Raw genomic sequence first — 613 nt, 5'->3', positions numbered from 1 at the left:
AGGACCGGCCGGACGACCGGCCGCTGCTCCTCGGCTCCATCAAATCCAACATCGGGCACACCCAGGCCGCCGCCGGTGTCGCCGGGATCATCAAGATGGTCATGGCGATGCGCCACGGCGTCCTGCCCAAGACCCTGCACGTCGACGAGCCCACGCCGAACGTCGACTGGACGGAGGGCGCCGTCCGGCTGCTCACCGAGTCCGTACCGTGGCCCGAGACCGGCGCGCCGCGCCGCGCGGGTGTCTCCTCGTTCGGCATCAGCGGCACCAACGCCCACACCGTCATCGAACAGGCCCCCGCGCAGGACCCCGCGCCCGAGCCTGCCGACGTCGAGCCGCCCGCCGCAGTGGTCCCCGTACCACCGCTGTGGAACCTCTCCGCCAAGTCACCGGCGGCCCTGCGCGCCCAGGCCGCGAAGCTCCACGCGCACCTGACCGCCCACCCCGGCCTGCGCGCCGGGGACGTCGCCCACTCGCTCGCGAGCGGCCGCACCGACTTCGAACACCGCGCTGTCCTCACCGCCGCCGACGAGCCCGGCCTCCTCCGCGCTCTGGAGTCCCTTGCCGCGCTCGGCCCGGACGGATCGGCTCCGGGCGTCACCCTAGGCCGCCC

1 protein-coding gene is annotated in these 613 nt (G+C 74.6%); it reads left to right on the top strand.

All coding sequences use genetic code 11. The annotated features are described in order from the left end of the window. The coding region (locus tag OG982_RS30905) for a ketoacyl-synthetase C-terminal extension domain-containing protein (RefSeq protein WP_323139310.1) at nucleotides 1–613 on the top strand (613 nt) is incomplete at both ends.

It is taken from the genome of Streptomyces sp. NBC_01551, from assembly GCF_026339935.1.
GTDB lineage: Bacteria > Actinomycetota > Actinomycetes > Streptomycetales > Streptomycetaceae > Streptomyces.
The sequence above is the reverse complement of the archived record's forward strand: the minus strand, read 5'-3'. Positions and strand labels throughout refer to the sequence as shown.